Origin of the sequence: Bacillus suaedaesalsae (assembly GCF_016890225.1) — a bacterium.
Taxonomy (GTDB): domain Bacteria; phylum Bacillota; class Bacilli; order Bacillales; family SA4; genus Bacillus_BS; species Bacillus_BS suaedaesalsae.
The window spans coordinates 1-17,639 of the sequence record NZ_JAFELM010000040.1 but is presented as its reverse complement, the minus strand read 5'-3'; the positions used below and the strand labels follow the sequence as shown (position 1 = coordinate 17,639).

Here is a 17,639-nt window from a genome sequence, read left to right as displayed (position 1 = left end):
GGAAGCATTCCTGTAATGATTAAAAATGGCATTTGAACATAAAAATAACCTCTTGGTATGATATAAGTGTCCTAAGCTTGCCGGCAAAAAGGACAAATCATATATTCCAGGAGGCTTTCAAAATGAATTATAACCAAAATAATAAGATTGCTCAAATTACTTCTCAAACACTAATTATAGGTGTTGATATTGCGAAATTCAAGCACGTAGCTCGTGCGCAGGACTATAGAGGTTTGGAGTTTGGTAAACCTCTATACTTTGGAAATGCGAGAGATAGTTTTGATAGATTTGTTGAATGGATTAAAGAGATACAGGATCAACAAAACATGAATAAAGTAATCATTGGTGTTGAACCTACTGGACACTACTGGCTAAATTTAGCCCATTATCTAAAGGGTACTGACTTCAAGTTAGTAGTTGTCAATCCAGCTCATGTTAAGAAGACAAAGGAATTAGATGATAATTCCCCAACTAAGAATGATGTGAAAGATGCAAAGGTCATTGCCCAATTAGTGAAAGACGGAAGATACGCTGAACCTAATATTCCAGAAGGAATATATGCCGATCTTAGAATCGCTAGAAAAATACGCGATCAATTATCCGTCGACCTACAAGCGGTACAAGGGCAAATTCACAATTGGATTGACCGATATTTCCCTGAATTCCTAACAGTCTTTAAAGATTGGGAGGGGCTTTCTGCTCTACAAATATTAAAGCTAAATCTACTACCACATGAGTTAGCTGAACTCCCTGATCAAGAGTTATTAGCTCATATTAGGAAAGCTGCAAAACGTGCAGTGGGTATAAGTAGAATAAAAGAATTAAAGAAGGTGGCCGGCGTTTCAATCGGAATCCGTGAGGGTTCAGATTTGGCCAAATTAGAGTTAAGCACGTTGTTAGATAAGTATGAACTCATTACTAAAAAGTTTGAACAACTAGAGGTTAAAAGGGACGAGCTATTAGAACAAATACCAGGAGTGCACCAAATGCTAGCGATTACTGGGATAGGAAAAGATACGATAGCTGGGTTCTTTGCAGAGATTGGAGATTTACGTTATTACTCACATCCAAGGCAAATCATTAAACTTGCAGGATTAAGCTTGATGGAACACACATCAGGAAAACATAAGGGACAAACCAGAATAACCAAAAGAGGCAGGAGAAACCTAAGAGCCCTTTTGTTTAGAGTCATTATGCCCCTTGTAGCTAAGAATTCTGCTTTTAAAGCCTTACATGAATACTATACAAAGCGACCTGATAATCCATTAAAAAAGATGCAGTCACTGATCGCTTTATGTAATAAATTGATACGAGTGTTATTTGCAATAGGTAAGAAACAATTTGTGTTTAGTGAAGAAAGAATGTTGAAGGATATTCCTCATATGGCTGAATTGCCAAAAGTAGCTTAGAATTCTCGATATAACGTATAAATCATGCTTTTATAGTAGTTAATCTCAATAATTAATAGACATTTGAAGCACGGATTAGTCAGTAAAACAACTAAAATACGGACATAGATCCTGTCGGGAAGCATAACTGACATCTACCTCATGGAAAGGTTGGACGAAGGAATTTTGGAGCATAGACTCTGTGAGATATGGGAGGGTTGACCTCCATGAGAAATGTAGACATCCACCAGTGCGACCATACTTTAACTGGATTTCCACCTTTTGGATTAAGGTGGCTTGGGTACCTACAGTCTTTTTTGCTTCTCAACTCCAAAATTTAACTAAAATACAACTTTATCCCATGTTATTAAAGTCTATTAAATATGGATGACTATGAAATCGTGAGAAAAAACGAGAAATCGAGAGATTTACCTTTCTATATAGAGGGAGGATAGTTGAAGAAGATATGATAGACAAAACAATAGAATTATAAAAAAAAGAGTATTAGACAGAGGTGAATTCCCAAGTGAATGATTTATTAAAAGAATTTATGGATGAACCTTGGTGGTTAATTGATAGTAAAATGTCAGCAACTCTTGATGAGGAGTTAAAAAAAGAAATTTCACCAGATCACATCTTATTCGGATTAAAAGCTGAAGCGGTGGCTAGAAGAGAAGATAATGATGATGTTGTATATTGGATAAGTGAGATACAAAAATATGCTGTTGTTCATTTAACTTATTCAAAAGAAGCATCTAACGAATTTCCTCTTACAAATTTGTTTACTTTAAGTGAATTAAAAAAACATTGTAAAAACGTTTCGAAATTTTATTAAGCTAAAGTGGACGTGAGTCAATATACTAGCATCAAAGAGGAGGGTTAATATTGCTTTATGATGACTTTAGTCAATTCTTTTTAAGTTTACTGATTTGGTGGGGATTCTTACTTGTTTTCCAACGACTTTACTATCGTTATCCTCAAAAGAACACTTGGAAAAAAGACATTGTACTAACTTTAATTCAGAGTCTAATTGTACTATGTATTTTATTACCTATTTTATCTTTCTTACTTAAATAACAAATTTATTTTACAAACTGATGCGTTGATCTAAGCAGGATTGACGCTTTTTTTATAGAATTTATTGAACTAATGGAGAAGTATCTAGAAGTAGTTAATGATTTAATATGGAAAATTGACAATTTAAAATAGTGGGTGATTATTATTTCTAAAGAAGATAAGTTCATGAATAAATGGAGAGAAACTCGAAAAAAAGGTAAATGGAAGTTTATTCTCTTCCAAGGTATTTTTTTAGGTGGGATAGGCTTTACATTAGGAAAAGTAGGTTTAGACTTTTTCATAGATAGAGAGCTCGGAAATATACAAGAGTATATAATAACTGCAATAATATTCGGTATTTTTTTTGGAACAGGTACTTGGTTATATACAGAAAATCGATATAAAAAGTACACAGCAAATAAATAATATTAATCAACTAAAGGATGCGTTGATCCATGCAGAATTTTCGCATCAACTTCTTGAAGTAAAGAGAGAAGAATAGCAAAAGAAGATACTATTTAATTTAAGAAGTGGAGTAACCGTTCAGATTGTCTTTACGGAGGATTATAATGTTTAAGAAGTATAATAGAGTTTTATTTACAACAGTATATTTGGTTATCGTTTTAACTGTTAAATACTTTTATGATTTAAGCAATATGACTTTAACTATCTTATTTGCAATCTTCCTTTCTTTATTATGCATATACGAAATAGCCAAATTAAAATCTGATGAAACGAAAAATAAGGAATAAGCTCTTATTCAACAAACGGGGAAGGTTAGGTAAAGAGGAATAAAAAGTAGAAACTATGAAATATACATGTCCTTGCTGCGGCTATAAAACATTAGATGAAGAACCACCTGGAACCTATGATATTTGTAGTATTTGTTTTTGGGAAGACGATGGAATTCAGTTTGAAGATCCAGATTATGAAGGTGGGGCTAATATACCTTCATTAAGGCAAGCTCAAAAGAATTAAATTGAGTATGGGGCTTGCGAAGAAAGGTGTATCGAATTTGTAAAAAAACCTAATGAAAAAGACGAAAAGGATCCTATGTGGAGACCTTTATAATTTTAACGTTATACAGCTTTAGGGCAGGATAATTTAAAGTAATTTGAATAAAAAATGCAGTAAGCCAAGAAGGTTTGCTGCATTTTTTGTTGAACATAATAATCACAAAGAAAAAGGAACTTTATATAAAGGGGAAAGGTATGTCAAAGTTTAAATTTGTTTTTAGAATAGAAGATAATTGTAATGTTTTAGAGGTATTTAAGGAAAAACTTGAAGAGTATCACATTTGGGGACTACTAAATATACTAGTCGATAATGTCTCTTACTTTCAAAACCTCAAGACATCTTATATAAACGAATTTTACCGTGGTACATCGTCTATTTCCCAAGAAGGAATTACAGTCCCGATATTCCCTTTCGTTGAGGCAATTTTAGATTCGATAGATCAAATCAATAATGGGGCAAAGAAAGTGATTATAAGTGAACACACTGGTCAAATTAGTAAATCAATTGTATGTGAAATAAATAGTGAAACTATAAAATTTGCTATATTAAATGGCTTGTTTTGCGAAGATGATGAAAATACTTGGTACGATGGAAAAAAGGTCTCAAAAATACATAGCTCCAAAATTAGTATTGTAGACAAGAAGAATTTTATTGAGGGTTCTATCGAGAGTATTAAGGAATTTCTTTTATTCTTATTAGATAAATTCCCAGGATTAGAGGAAATACATCAATTTAATAAATTGTTAAAACAGTTGAAAATCGAATCCCGTGATTAACGGATTTTCTTTCACTAAAGGAAAAGGTTAAAAAGAAATATATATTAATGAATATTAAATAAATTACAATAGTTTATCAAAAGGAGTTAAAGCAATGCTTGGTATAGGTGTTGAGATTTTAAGAGAACGTAGTCATTCTTTTTCATATAATGTTGAAAAAAATAGAATCGAATTTTTCAATATTGGTTTAGGTGATGAATTTAAGTTGGTAACAGACTTACTAGGAAATCCCAAAAACTCAACAAAGTTGAAGACGAAAGAGAAACATAGCTTCTACTTATTAGACCATTCAACATTTAGTTCAATAGCTGCTACTATCTCAACTAAAAAAGATACGATTATTTCAATAAAATACGAATATCAATTAGATGATGAAAGGCGTGTAATCCAGAAAGGGTTACAGCAATTCACTGGCGAAGTATATAGGCTAAATGAAGACCCAGACAATGATGCTTTTGTATTTAGATGCACAAATGGGATAGACCTTGTTGAGACGTATTTGTTTAGTTCTGAGATAGAAACTAGGGTGCAATATGTTCTTCAACAAAACAATAATGAAATAAAATTAAATAAGTTACTCGATTCAAAATTCACATTATCTTCTATGGATACTTATTTGCAAACACCTTAAGTTTTTTTAAAACAGGGAAACCTTAAGTAAATGGTTTCCCTTTAATTGGTCAATTGATCAACACTAAAGAACAACAGAGTTTGGATTCAGTCCAAATAAAGAATGATACATAGATATAGTAAATAGTATGTTGAAACAGGAGCATAAAGAAAGTTGAGTAATTTTATGGAGGCTGCTAAGTTGGATACAACTATAACTTTTGAGGAAGGAAAACGGTATAGGGTTGAGATATTCCTTAATGTTCCTATTGACGAGTATGATAAGGTTTATTCAGGAGAGTCATTTAGTAAACAATGGGAGTACGAAAAGAATAATAAATTTTTTAGACCATTTAAATTAATTTCTTTCTCGACAAATGATAGCGAGAACAGGATTACTATTGATATTGAAGTAGTAAAAACAAAGAACGAAACAGACATTGCAAGGATGTATCTAGAGCATCTTAGTATTTATTTTAATCATAATAATGACGAGTTAAAAAAGATAAATATAATTCAAATTTAATTAACAATAATTAAATATAATAACTGAATTCAGTTTAATTTTTTGTAGGAGGATCTAATTGGGTACAAAGTTTAATAACATTTTAATCAAAACAGATGACTTTGAAGAGTATAAACAACAAATTAAAAGTGAACTGAAAAAATATGAACTAAAGGCAAATCCATTAGGCTATATCTTTAATAAATACTATTATAAAACTTACAATGATTATACAGTTTTATTAGGTTCGTCTTATTCAATTGATATGTTTCAAGTATCAAGGCTTATTAATAAAGCTATAACTGGATGTGTTACATTAGCATTTAATTATTTTGATGATGATCTACTTGAAATACAAATGATTATGCAGGGAAATGAAGTTGCATTCCTTTCTTATGGAGATGAGTATTATTTCTCAAATGATGAGAAGGGAAGCATCAGATATATAGAAAATGAATTTGGTATTACAATTCCTCTTGAAGTCATGAACAGTGAGGATTTAGAGGAGATTATTACTGAATTTGAGAAACAACTAAATCTATCCCGATGGATAAGTGGTGAATGGAAAGAAGAATTAGGTGAATATACGAAGTTGTAACCCCAAAAAAGAGCTGAAACATACAGCTCTTTTTATTTAAATTAATAACTTTGTGAAACCCTTCACTTAAACTAACGGGGGCTTTAGTTAAAGAAGAGACGATTAGTATGAAATATAAAAAAAGCAAGGATAATCTAAAGTTTCCTTGCTTTTTCCTTAGCTATTTTAGTGTTTAATACCTTGCTAATTGTCCTGTTATTTACACTGTAATTGACGTGTTTTTTAGTTTTCACTCCTTGTGGTGAACCCGAACTATTAAGTGAAAGATGCATTTAAATATCGACTAATAGTTTGGGTTTATCATTGGTTGAAATATTTATGTCCCTGCCTCCTATAAATACTTCTCCTTAAAGGTCGGACTTAACTCGCTCCACACATCAAACATATTGCCATCTATATCATAAAAAACAAAGTTGTTTCCAGCGTGTCCACGATCTTCTATCTCTCCAACTCTTACCTCATTCTTCATAAGGTCTTGTTGGTATTTTGTAAGAGCTTCCAGTCCATCGACTTCAAACGTTAAAGAAAAACGTTCTTTGCCCTCATAATCTATAAAGTTAGCACTTTGACCATCACGTGATTTTACAAGAAAGAATGCTTGATTGGCTAAATCTAAAATTGCTTTGTCAGCATCGATATAGTTCAATACTGCGCCAAGTTTGTTTACATACCAGTCAGCGCTTTCCCCAACATTTGTAACAGGAATATACGTTGTCCCAACTCGTAATACAGTCACTTTATTCTCTCCCTATCGTTGATTTTATTTTGTTTTTCACCTTCATCTATGTATTCAAAGAATCCGATTCGATTACCCCATGGGTCTGAAAAGGTTGCCCATTTTACGGGAACTTCTTCTCTTGACTGAATATCGAAGAATTCGATACCAAATTCCTTTACCATCCGATCTCGCTCTTCTTCGATCGAAAATACCCCTAAACGAAGTGGACCACTATTTCCAGAAGGATGGCCATGAGCGATTTGTAGCCAGCAACCAGGTAGTAACTCCCACTCAGCAAATCCGTCATGAGCGGTAAAATCAGGTTTACGATTTAAGAGTATTGAATACCAAGTGACGCCACTCTTAAAGTCAGCGACTTGAAACTGAAACGTCATTTCATAAACCATGAAAATCACCTGCCTTTATTTTCATTGCTTTTCTTCCGTATTTGTTTTTCTACATAATATGCGAGAAATGCAATTCCCACTAACCCAATTGCGCCAAAGATTACGGCAATAATATCAGGGGTAGTAGTTTTCCGGTTAATGAACATGGAGAAAAAATTAAATCCAATAATAACAAGTGCTAACCAATGCGAATACCTACTAAAGAAATGCTTCATATTGAACCACCTTTTTTTGAAAAAAACACCCAAAGGGGTGCTTTAATTAGTGCTGTACGCTAGATTCATTCGACCCTTTTGCAGCATCGACCATTAACACGACAGCAGTGACAATGTGCATAATCATGCCAACGACTGGAATCCATCCGATTGCAGATGTGACAATTCCTAAAATGCTACCATGTTTCTTTTCGTTTTCTTTTGAACAAAGAACTAATGTGACAATATGTAAAATTAACATAAAGAATAATGGCGTCCATGCTAGTGATAAAACAACTGCTCCACCTATAACCGGAATACCTAAAAATGCTTCTAAACCACCTGAAACCCATTTCAAAATCGTCGAAGTCTTCAACTTTTTCCCTCCTTTTATTAGTAGATTATCATGAAAATAGGAAAAAAGAACGATTATTTATTGAAAAAAACAATCCATGTAATAAATGTTCCAATAAGAACAATTCCCCATAAAAGTGCGATATAGCGTGGCTTCGTTTTCGGTTCAGTTACAGCATACATAAACAAACCAGAAACAAAAGACCATGTACTTAATAAAAGAGCACCTGTAATAAATAAAACAAGCCCTTTCATAAAGGATGCTGCATCGAAGCTTTGAACAAAAAGAAACGCAGGAACCGCTAGCGCAAATGGTGTCCAAATCAGAAAAATAATAGACTGAAGTAAAAATACAGAAAAGAAATGCTTCAGCTTATCGTTGATACGAATATTTGGTACCGCAATAATCTTTTCTTTCAGTGGTGTAATGTAATCCAAAAAAATCCCCCCGATATCTCTATATATTTAAATAGTAACAATAGAAAAATGAGAAGTTTGTAGAATGGTGTCGACTGTATGAATTTTCCAAAATCTGAAAATATAATACTTTGGAACTAGTTATAATAAGCCTTTTGAAGAATGGTATTCCACGTCCATGTTTGGCACACTTATATGTAAACCATTTCTGGTTTGCCCAAATTGGTTAGTGCTTTGCCATTCGACCAGTTTGGGTTTTTCTATGAAATCGTAACAAAATAAGGTACGATAGTAATTGACTGAATATTAAAATAAAGTGTGGGGGAGATGGCTTTGAAGAGCTTTTCACTACTACCTAAAACCGAACGTCCTTCAAGGTTATATATTTTAACAATCTCGATAATAGGCTGGCTTTATGTTCTGTATCAAACAACACAGATTGATCCAATTAAAGAGCTTTGGATTTTCTCTCTATTCATCCTATTAATTGGAATTTGTGAGTACTTTCCAATGCCAGTATGGAAAGGGTTTTCGACCATCAGCTTTCCAGTTGTGTATGTTTTATATTTTATTTATGGATTGCCGCTTGCAATGGTAAGTTATGCGCTTATCATCTTTATTGGCAACCTCATTGACCGGAGACCCTTTCGAATCGTAAGCTTCAATCCGGCACAATTGGTGTTAAGCTTTACACTTGCTGTTGGGTTAGCTAGTGCAATTGTGGATGTCTTTGTGAATGTGAATCAGTTTTTTACATACGTAAGTGAACTTTTCCTCATGACCTTTTTCTTTTATGTAATTAATAACTTATTGGTAGATATTGTATTGTTACTTCGCCCGCAGCCCTATACATTTCAGGACTGGAAACAAAAATTTCTATCAGAACTTAGCAGTAGCATCATCGCTTTTTCGTACGGCTGCTTTTTCTTAATATTAGGAAGCCAAAACCGTGGAGAAATTGATGTGTTTTCTTTCTTCTTTTTCTTCTCACCATTAATTGGATTGGCCCTGTTAACTTCAGCAATTATGAAAATAAAAAAAGAACGAGTTCGATTAAAGGCTTTATTTTCGTTAACGACAGCATTAAATAAGCTATTACCAACAACTGAATGGCTGGATGACTTTAAAGCCAGCTTTCATGAAATTATTGATGTAGAAGCGTCATTATTATGGACATATGAAAATGGCAACTGGACGATGAACTTCGGTGATGGTGGCATTGCAGCTAATGGAAATGTTACGGACGAAATGAGTCAAATGTTTAAGGAATTAAAAAGGCCATATAGTATAGTAGATAATAGAAGGGAAAAAGGACCGGCAGATGGATTTTTTGCTAGTAATCTACGAAGCTTTATATATGCTCCATTAGTAATAGATCAAGAAACGCTCGGTGTACTAATCGTCGCGAGAAGCAGGAGAAAAAGCTTCAATGCAGATGACCTTAGAACAATCGCAACGATTGCCAATCAACTTGCAGTTATCATGAAAACAAGAATGCTTATTAGGGATAATGAGAAACGTAGTTTATTAGAAGAACGCAATCGCATTGCTCGTGATATACATGATGGTGTTGCCCAAACGATTGCAGGGGCGTTAATGAAGCTAGAGACAGCGCAGCGTAAGTGGGAGAAATCACCAGAGGAAACATACGCACTCCTAACAGATAGTATGGATAAATTACGAGGTAGTTTAAAACAAGTTCGTCAATCAATATATGCACTGAGACCGTATCCAACAGAACGAGTCGGACTTCAGAATGCGATAAAGAAGCGAATAAAAGCTTTCGAAATCGAAACAGGACTTGATTTCACGTTTGAAGAAAGAGGGAAAGTCGAGCATATCAGCTCAATGGTTGAAAAAATACTATTCGACACCTTTCAGGAAAGTGTACAAAATACAGTGAAGCATGCAAAAGCAACAAAGGTAGAAGTTTTATTAAGTCATCAAAAGGAACATATATTATTAAAAATAAAAGATAACGGAGTAGGATTTTCATTATTAGAAGCAATGAAAAAAGCACAAAGAGAACCACATTTCGGAATTATCCAAATGAATGATGCAGTGGAAAAGATAGGTGCGTCCTTACAAATTGATAGTAAACAGGAAGCAGGAACAGAGATATCGGTTGTCGTACCAAAGATGGGTGTTGAAGGGGGAATAGAAGATGATCAAGCTCATGCTAGTGGATGACCATGCCATTTTACGGGATGGTCTAAGGAATTTGTTAGAAATAGAAGAGGATATCCAAGTAGTCGGTGAAGCTGTTTCTGGTGAAGATGCAATCGGGAACATTGGAGAATGTAACCCTGATGTTGTGCTCATGGATATTAATATGCCTCGAATGAACGGTGTGGAAGTAACCGGGATATTAAAGAAGCTATATCCTGAAATTAAAATTCTCGTGTTAACGATGCATAACCATGATGAATACTTCTTAGCAGCCATTCGAGAAGGGGCAGATGGATATTTGTTAAAGGATGCTCCGTTTGACCAAGTCATCGACGCGATTCGCTCGGTAGCCCGTGGAGAAAGTGTCATCCATCCCTCGATGACGAAGAAACTATTAAACTTACATCAACAAAAGAAACAAGAAGAGAATGAAAATGCGTTAACAGAGCGTGAAAAAGAAGTGCTTCAATGTTTAGTAGAAGGACTAAGTAATAAGGAAATTGCAGATAAACTATTTATTAGTGATAAAACAGTCAAAATTCATGTAAGCAAAATCTTTAAAAAGCTAAATGTAAAAAGCCGTTCGCAGGTTGTCATTTATGCTGTGCAGCATCAGTTAGTAAATTTTCCAGAGTAGGTACGTTCCAAAGGAAATGCCTAATCATTTTAACTCAGTAATGAAATAAAGAAAACGCTTCGGGTTATTTTCACGAAGCGTTTTTTCAGGCTAAGGCAATTTAATTAATGTTTCATATTTATAACAGAGGAATCCTCTGTTTTCTCTTTTGATAAAAACCAGCCAGCTAAAGCAATTAAGATCAGCACGACATAAAACGTAATTTTCCATTCAGGTGACTTCGCAAATCCCTCCGGTAAAATAGCTAGTTCAGGGTGAGATAATGTATATACAGACAGTTTCACACCAACCCAACCTACAATCGTAAAGGCAGCGATTTCTAGGCCAGGTTTTTTATGGAGTAACGTAACAAAGAAATTAGCTGCAAAGCGCATGATGATTAATCCTATTAATCCTCCTGCAAAGATGACTAGGAACTTACCCCCATCCAGTCCTCCTATTTGAGGAAGGTTTGTATTTGGTAAAGTCACGGCTAATGCAACTGCTGCTAGGATTGAATCAACAGCAAATGCAATATCTGCTAATTCTACTTTAAAAACAGTCGACCAAAAACCAGACTTCTTTTTCTCTTTATCATCCTCTAGACTTTCTTTCTCTCTTTTTACAATGAGCTTTCTGAATATATGGTTAAGGGCAATGAATAGAAGGTAGAGAGCTCCGATCGCTTGAACCTGCCATACATTGACAAGAAAGGAGATGACAAATAATGAACCAAATCTAAAAACAAATGCCCCGGCTAGACCGTAAAATAATGCTCTTTTCCTCTGCTCTTCAGGTAGATGTTTAACCATAATCGCTAAAACAAGAGCATTATCAGCTGCTAATAGTCCTTCAATGGCAATTAATAGTAATAAAACCCATCCGTATTCTACCAACATTGATATTTCCAATGATTGAATCCTCCTTTAAGGTCATATTGTCTAAACAGCATGCTTTTCGCTATTGTTACTAATTTTTTCTTCTACTCGTTTTTCAATCTTTTCGATCTGCAATTTATCATGCAGTAACTCTTCTTTATTTTTCTTCATAAGCTGACTTAATGTCAGTTTTACTTTTCTCATTTTTGTTTTCTCCTCTCACCTTGTTTAACAGCCCATATACGTAAAAAAACCTTTACCAAAATGGTAAAGGTCATAAAAATAATAAAGACCTTTACTCATTCAAGTAAAGGTCTTGCTAACAACATCACGTTGCCAACAAAGCCGGGAGAACTAGTTCTCCGAAATGACGACTCTGCTGTAAAAGCTACTCCCCTTAGGAGATATATTCGAACTGTATAAGAGTATAGTAATTCATTGCATGATTTTAGTCAATTGTTATTAATACCCTGCTCATATAAATAATGAAATAATTAATAATTTTGACACAATTGTTGAATCGATTTTTCAACGAAGGTGCTCATGGACCAAGAGAAATTTCGGGCGTACTACTACTTAAGTAGTACAGAAAATAGTACATCCGTAAAATGAACTTACACCATTAGGAGAATAGATACCCCCTTACCCGTGATAGATAATAAGTAATAGATAGAAAATTCGGAAATAGGAGGGTTTTTGTGAAAATTAAAGCTTTTTTACTATCACTTGTTTTAATGGTTGCGACTTTTTTCTCGGTAATTCCTACCTCTAATGCGGAAATTCAAGTAGGAGAAGTGAAAGTTGATCCTGATTTAAATGGACTATTAGAAACAGCGCTAGACCCGATTGAGATTATTGTTACGTTTAAGGGTGATGGAGCGCCAAGCAGTACGCAACTAAAGCTACTTGAGGATTTAGGTATTACAAAGGGAGTAACATTTGAAAACCTGCCAATTGCTGGTGCCGTTGCGACAGTAAGTCAAATTAAAGAACTTGCAAAAAATCCTGAAGTTTATTCCATTTATGATAATGAGAAAATCACATACGAAAATGAAACGGGTACAGAACTTACAGGAGTTGATCAAGTACGAAAAAGTGATACATTTCGCAATTTAAATGGTGGTACTCCAGTATCTGGAAAAGGAGTTGGTGTTGTCGTTAACGACAGTGGTGTTGACGGTACACATCCAGACTTACAATTCGGAGAACATGTTGTGCAAAACGTCATGGCTTCTATTAATCTTCACGCTCTTGATAGCATGTTACCAATCACGTACTTAGAAAATGTACCGAATACGGACAGTACAGGCGGTCATGGTACTCACGTAGCAGGAATTGTTGGTGGAACGGGCGAGATGTCAGGAGGCAAATACGAAGGTGTAGCACCTGGTGCAGACATTATCGGCTATGGTTCTGGAGCTGCAGTCGCCATTATTGATACAATTGGTGCATTTGATTATGCACTTACACATCAAAGTGAGTATAACATCCGTGTGATAACGAACTCATGGGGTTCAACAAGTGATGTTGGAAAAGATTTTGATCCGTTTGACCCAATTAATATTGCGACAAAGAAGCTATATGATCGTGGAATTGTAACAGTTTTCTCTGCGGGGAATTCAGGACCAGGCGAAGCGACAATTACGGGTAACTATAAAAAGGCACCATGGGTAATTACAGTTGCAGCCGGAACAAAGCAAGGAAAGCTCACTGATTTTTCTTCACGTGGAGTGGCAGAAAAAGGTGGAGAAGTGATCGTTGATGGTGAAACGTTTAAGTGGGAAGACAGACCGACGATCACAGCACCTGGAGAAGGCATTATTTCGACTAGAGTCGTGGCCCCTGTATCGAGTTTAGGGATTACGGATGACGTAAATACTATTGATCCTGCACACCTACCTTATTACACAACGATGAGCGGGACCTCAATGGCAGCTCCCCATGTAGCAGGAATGGTTGCGTTAATACTTGAAGCAAATCCATTATTATCACCGAAAGAAGTGAAAGACATTATCCAAAATACAGCAACAAATATGTCTGGCTATGAAGTGTGGGAAGTAGGCGCAGGTTATGCAAATGCCTATGCAGCCGTAGACGCAGCTTTTACATCACGTAATTATGGAACGACAGTAAACATGAATCAAACATTTAACGCAAAAGTAGAATCGGGCACGAACAGAACTCCATTCACGATTGATTATAGTCCGTTAAATTTAACGGGAAACACGTATGAATTCGAAGTTGGGGAAGGCGTAACAGAAGTCACAGCCAGAATGAATGCCACCGGGCTATTAGGGCAAACGGGCAATCCAGTCAACTTAGTATTAGTCGCTCCAGATGGAACGGAGACAAGTTCAGGTGTCTCTGTATTATTCCCTCTATATACTGACCGGACTGCACAAGTGACTTCTCCGATGGCTGGGAAGTGGCAGGTAAAGTTAGAGGGGGTAAATGGGTTAGCCTTACCTGAAACGATAAAAGGAGAAGTTTCCTTGAAAAAGGCAGGAGCATTTACTGGTCTGAATGATATTGCCGGGCATCCGGCTGAAGATGCGATTAAGGCAGCCGTGAATGAAAGATTAGTAGATAGCTTTGCAGATGGTAATTTCCGTCCGAACGATACGTTAACACGTATTGATTTTGCGAAATATTTAACAATGGGTGCAGGAGTTCGTCAATACCTGCCGTTATCTGGTGTATCTAGCTTTACAGATGTAAAGGGAACGGATGTGGCTTTTGCCGAAGCGGTAGCAGCAAAAGGAGCAGCTCTTCGTGACACGGGTTATAAAGGAAAGGGAGTAATACTTCCAACTGCTGATGGAAAGTTTTCACCAAAACAATCGGTATCACGAGCAGAGCTAGCATACAGCTTGGTCCAAAACCTAGGCTTACATCAAGAAGCAGAAGCGAGAAATGGAGACAATTTAACTGTTTTATATAATGGTCAAAGAGTAGCAATAAGTGATGCATCACAAGTTCCAGCACATTTACGTGGCTACGTCCAGTTAGCATTAGATTTAAATATCCTAAATGCCTATTTTCATGTAACACAAGGACCATACGACCTAGTGCCAACGGTAACCGCTACATTCAAACCAACTAACACCGTAACACGAGCTGACTACGCAGTCGCGATCACTAGATACCACGCCGCATACTAATAAAAGAAAAACGAATTAATAGGAAGGCACAAGAGGGTTGGCTTTGATAACCTCTTGTGCCTTTTATTATCCAAGTAGTGGGTCCTGTCCCTTCATCACTTTAAAGTGATGGGGGACAGGCCCCCACTACTTTAAAGTACTAAAGCATACTACTTTTGTATGAAGTAAATTAGTACTGTTGGAAGCCTTAGATTACAACCTTTGTGGAATAGGCTAATAGATATGTAACTTGAGATAATAGTAGTAAGAAAATATGTAAGTGAGAGGGGATTGGGTATGAAGAAGTTAACGAGTATTGTGTTGGCGTTGCTCATGGTCGTATCATTAGCGTTTTCTGCAACGCCAAAGGCTGTCGATGCATCCGTAGGAGTTGTAGTAGATGATTTGTTAGAAAAGGCACTTTCAACGAAGGAAGGTCCTTATGAGGTCATTGTGACGTTTAAAGCGGACGGTGCCCCAACTTCTAATCAGCTGAATTTATTAGAAAAACTAGGGATTAAAACAGGAGTTACGTTGAAGTCACTGCCAATGGTCGGGATTGTCGCAACTCAATCTCATATTGAACAACTAAGAAATAGTGACGAAGTCCTTTCGATCTATTTAAATAAAAAACTTGAATTTGTAAATGATGTGTCAACTCAAGTAACAGGTGTAGATAAAGTGCGTACAGATGACTCAATGAGAAAACAAAACGGTGGTCTACCTGTGACAGGAAAAGGAATCGGAGTGGTTGTCAACGATAGCGGGGTAGACGGAACACATAAGGATCTTGAATATGGACGTAACCTTGTTCAAAACGTTCTTGGAAGTACGAACTTAGCCAGTATTACAGAAGGACTTGTTCCGGTTTCCTATACAGAAGGTGTTGTAAATACAGACACAAACTCAGGACACGGAACTCACGTAGCAGGCTCAGTTGGTGGAACGGGTGCAATGTCAGCTGGAAAGCATGAAGGAGTAGCACCAGGGGCAGACTTGATTGGATATGGTTCTGGAGGAGCACTGCTTGTACTTGATGGAATTGGTGGTTTTGACTATGCAATTACACATCAAGCTGAATACAACATTCGAGTAATCACAAACTCATGGGGAAGTTCAGGTGACTTTGATCCCTATAACCCTATTAACATAGCAAGTAAAGCAGCATATGACCGCGGAATAACGGTTCTATTTGCAGCAGGAAACGAAGGACCTGGTGAAAACACACATAATCCATATGCAAAAGCACCTTGGGTCATATCTGTTGCAGCAGGTGAAAAAGATGGTACATTAGCAGACTTTTCATCAAGAGGAACAAAGGGAGTAGGCGGCACGTTTACGATGGATGGGAAGGAATGGACGTGGGAGGATCGCCCTACTGTTACAGCACCGGGTGTTGACATTATTTCAACGAAGACTCTGTCTCCTTTAACATTGCTCGCTGCACAGACAGACGCAGAGATGATTGAAACAGCCTATTTACCTTATTATACAGTGATGAGTGGAACTTCAATGGCAACACCTCATACTGCTGGAATTGTCGCGTTACTACTAGAAGCGAACCCACAGCTATCTCCAGATGAAATTAAACAAATTTTACAAGATACAGCAACAAACATGCCAGGCTATGAGTCGTGGGAAGTAGGGGCAGGTTATGTTAATGCATATGCAGCAGTTGATAAAGCTTTTTCAAATAAAAATTACGGTGAAACCGTTAATATAAATCAAGAATTTACAAGTAATGTAGAGAGTGAAACGGTAAGAAACGATTTTTCAGTAGAGTATAATCCGTTAACACTTCTATCACAAAATGCTTACACATTTACGGTTGAAGAAGGCGTAGCAAGCTTAGTTGCTAAGGTAAACGGGGAAGGATTAATTGGGGAAGGAAATCCAATTAATCTTGTACTAGTAGCCCCAGATGGTACAGAGTATAGCTCTGGAGTTAGTTTATTATTTGCTCTTTATTACGACCGTACCGTTTCCGTTACAAGTCCAATGCCTGGAACGTGGAAAGCCGAGATTCGAGGATTAAAGGGTGCAGCAGAAAATCCAGTGGCAATCGCTACTCCAGAAGTAGTGGAAGGAACACTCGCTTTTACAAAAGTAAGTGGGTTTACAGGATTAAATGATCTAAAGAGTCATCCCGCAGCCGAAGCGATTAAAGCAGCAGTAAGTGAACGGTTAGTAGATGGATACAGCAATGGCAGTTTTAAGCCTGACGCTAAATTAAAACGAAGTGAATTAGCTCAGTACCTAGTAATGGGGGCTGAAATTCGCCAAGCACTGCCAGCTTCTCCAACGTTTTCAGATGTATCAACTGAAGATGCCGCATTCGTAGAAGCAGTAACAGCAAAGGGAGCTGCCTTCCGTGATCAGAAGAATATTTTTAAAGGAGTAATGCTACCAAAGGCAAATGGCACATTTGCTCCAAATGAAAGTGTAACAAGAATGGAGCTTGCCTACTCACTTGTTCAAGCATTAGGCTTGCAAAATGAAGCTGCTGATGTAACTGGGGAACTTACTGTGCAATATGGAGATACGAGGTTAAAAATAGAAGATGAACAAAACATTCCAGATGAATTAAAAGGATACGTTCAACTCGCACTAGACTTAAACATTCTTAACGCCTACTTCAATGTTACCCAAGGACCATACGACCTAAAGCCAACGGTCCACGCAACCTTCGCACCAACGAAGGAAGTAACAAGAGGTGACTATGCAGTTGCGGTGACAAGATATTATAATGCCTATTTAAAATAAGAATGTAATGAGTGGGGGCCAGTCCCCCGTTGCT

Annotated in this window: 18 protein-coding genes and 1 pseudogene; 12 read left to right on the top strand and 7 right to left on the bottom strand. The window is 36.4% G+C overall.

Annotated elements, in window-relative coordinates:
- Positions 1-122: 122 nt before the first annotated feature.
- The 8 genes and pseudogenes from JR050_RS16170 (at position 123) to JR050_RS16135 (ending at position 5,949) form a co-directional block, all read left to right on the top strand.
- The gene (locus JR050_RS16170) at positions 123-1,409 is read left to right on the top strand and encodes an IS110 family RNA-guided transposase (protein WP_204201725.1); all 1,287 of its coding nucleotides are present in this window, start codon (positions 123-125) and stop codon (positions 1,407-1,409) included.
- A gap of 505 nt (positions 1,410-1,914) precedes the next feature.
- The gene (locus JR050_RS16165; RefSeq protein ID WP_346726766.1) at positions 1,915-2,223 is read left to right on the top strand and encodes a hypothetical protein; all 309 of its coding nucleotides are present in this window, start codon (positions 1,915-1,917) and stop codon (positions 2,221-2,223) included.
- 407 nt (positions 2,224-2,630) lie between these two features.
- Positions 2,631-2,870 carry a hypothetical protein gene (locus tag JR050_RS16160; RefSeq protein ID WP_204204558.1) on the top strand — a complete coding sequence of 80 codons (240 nt, stop codon included), beginning with the start codon at positions 2,631-2,633 and terminating at the stop codon, positions 2,868-2,870.
- A 381-nt stretch (positions 2,871-3,251) separates the two neighbouring features.
- Positions 3,252-3,515 (top strand): annotated as a pseudogene (locus tag JR050_RS16155) (CPCC family cysteine-rich protein).
- Between the two features lie 140 nt (positions 3,516-3,655).
- On the top strand, positions 3,656-4,237 hold the full coding sequence (locus JR050_RS16150; RefSeq protein WP_204204557.1) for a hypothetical protein: 582 nt from the start codon (positions 3,656-3,658) through the stop codon (positions 4,235-4,237).
- A gap of 94 nt (positions 4,238-4,331) precedes the next feature.
- Complete coding sequence (locus JR050_RS16145) at positions 4,332-4,868, top strand: hypothetical protein (RefSeq protein WP_204204556.1); 537 nt, start codon at positions 4,332-4,334, stop codon at positions 4,866-4,868.
- Positions 4,869-5,048: 180 nt separating this feature from the next.
- A complete protein-coding gene (locus JR050_RS16140; RefSeq protein WP_204204555.1) occupies positions 5,049-5,372 on the top strand; it encodes a hypothetical protein in 324 nt (107 codons plus the stop codon).
- Between the two features lie 58 nt (positions 5,373-5,430).
- On the top strand, positions 5,431-5,949 hold the full coding sequence (locus JR050_RS16135; RefSeq protein WP_204204554.1) for a hypothetical protein: 519 nt from the start codon (positions 5,431-5,433) through the stop codon (positions 5,947-5,949).
- A gap of 331 nt (positions 5,950-6,280) precedes the next feature.
- Here JR050_RS16135 and JR050_RS16130 read toward each other — a convergent pair whose 3' ends face one another.
- From JR050_RS16130 to JR050_RS16110, 5 genes are read right to left on the bottom strand one after another with little or no spacing between them, the layout of a single operon-like run.
- A complete protein-coding gene (locus JR050_RS16130; protein WP_204204553.1) occupies positions 6,281-6,685 on the bottom strand; it encodes a VOC family protein in 405 nt (134 codons plus the stop codon).
- Positions 6,682-7,074, bottom strand: a complete 393-nt coding sequence (locus JR050_RS16125; RefSeq protein WP_204204552.1) for a VOC family protein — start codon at positions 7,072-7,074, stop codon at positions 6,682-6,684. The genes JR050_RS16130 and JR050_RS16125 overlap by 4 nt, the downstream gene beginning before the upstream one ends.
- Positions 7,075-7,079: 5 nt before the next feature.
- A complete protein-coding gene (locus JR050_RS16120; RefSeq protein WP_204204551.1) occupies positions 7,080-7,289 on the bottom strand; it encodes a hypothetical protein in 210 nt (69 codons plus the stop codon).
- Positions 7,290-7,335: 46 nt separating this feature from the next.
- Entirely contained in the window at positions 7,336-7,644 is a 309-nt protein-coding gene (locus JR050_RS16115; protein ID WP_204204550.1) for a hypothetical protein, read from the bottom strand.
- 53 nt (positions 7,645-7,697) lie between these two features.
- Entirely contained in the window at positions 7,698-8,060 is a 363-nt protein-coding gene (locus JR050_RS16110; protein ID WP_204204549.1) for a hypothetical protein, read from the bottom strand.
- A gap of 312 nt (positions 8,061-8,372) precedes the next feature.
- Between JR050_RS16110 and JR050_RS16105 the strand changes: the two genes are divergently transcribed.
- Together JR050_RS16105 and JR050_RS16100 are read left to right on the top strand one after the other, a co-directional pair.
- Positions 8,373-10,229 carry a sensor histidine kinase gene (locus tag JR050_RS16105; RefSeq protein ID WP_239454444.1) on the top strand — a complete coding sequence of 619 codons (1,857 nt, stop codon included), beginning with the start codon at positions 8,373-8,375 and terminating at the stop codon, positions 10,227-10,229.
- Positions 10,204-10,845, top strand: a complete 642-nt coding sequence (locus JR050_RS16100; protein ID WP_204204547.1) for a response regulator — start codon at positions 10,204-10,206, stop codon at positions 10,843-10,845. The genes JR050_RS16105 and JR050_RS16100 overlap by 26 nt, the downstream gene beginning before the upstream one ends.
- A 104-nt stretch (positions 10,846-10,949) precedes the next feature.
- On the opposite strand, the gene JR050_RS16095 is transcribed toward JR050_RS16100, so the two are convergent.
- Both JR050_RS16095 and JR050_RS16090 read right to left on the bottom strand, forming a co-directional pair.
- A complete protein-coding gene (locus JR050_RS16095) occupies positions 10,950-11,723 on the bottom strand; it encodes a TerC family protein (protein WP_430392894.1) in 774 nt (257 codons plus the stop codon).
- A gap of 42 nt (positions 11,724-11,765) precedes the next feature.
- Positions 11,766-11,906: an FbpB family small basic protein gene (locus JR050_RS16090; RefSeq protein WP_204204545.1), complete on the bottom strand. Its 141-nt coding sequence runs from the start codon at positions 11,904-11,906 to the stop codon at positions 11,766-11,768.
- Positions 11,907-12,400: 494 nt separating this feature from the next.
- Between JR050_RS16090 and JR050_RS16085 the strand changes: the two genes are divergently transcribed.
- Together JR050_RS16085 and JR050_RS16080 are read left to right on the top strand one after the other, a co-directional pair.
- On the top strand, positions 12,401-14,863 hold the full coding sequence (locus JR050_RS16085) for a S8 family serine peptidase (RefSeq protein ID WP_346726765.1): 2,463 nt from the start codon (positions 12,401-12,403) through the stop codon (positions 14,861-14,863).
- A gap of 276 nt (positions 14,864-15,139) precedes the next feature.
- Positions 15,140-17,605, top strand: a complete 2,466-nt coding sequence (locus tag JR050_RS16080; protein WP_204204544.1) for a S8 family serine peptidase — start codon at positions 15,140-15,142, stop codon at positions 17,603-17,605.
- The last annotated feature ends 34 nt before the right edge of the window (positions 17,606-17,639 follow it).